This window comes from Pseudomonas sp. PME37.24/025 (genome assembly GCF_055556615.1).
In genome coordinates, this window is record NZ_JBVHNK010000160.1 from 1 (window position 1) to 275 (window position 275).

Annotated in this window: 1 protein-coding gene; it reads right to left on the minus strand. The window is 36.0% G+C overall.

Features of this window, described 5'->3' with window-relative positions:
- On the minus strand, positions 1-275 hold a 275-nt coding region (locus ACZ3HH_RS29910; RefSeq protein WP_465810183.1), incomplete at both ends, for a hypothetical protein.

A 275-nucleotide genomic window follows, 5' to 3' on the forward strand; every position in this document is an offset into this window, starting at 1 on the left:
TTCACTTTATCTACAAGATCCACATACACTTTTCTCATTGAGAAGTTCTTAGTTCTAAACAAAGTGTCGCAAATCAATAATTCCTTAATGGCATTTTGCTCTTTTGCTTCAATCACATATTTATGACCGTAAGCAACTCTATCAGAATCAAGGGTCAGAGTCTTGTAGAATCTATCTAATGCCTCAATTTCTTTGACAGCTTTGGTGTCCTTGAGTTTTACCATGACAGCAGGATCTGATAAAACCTCATTCAAAGCTCCTTTATACCCACTTGT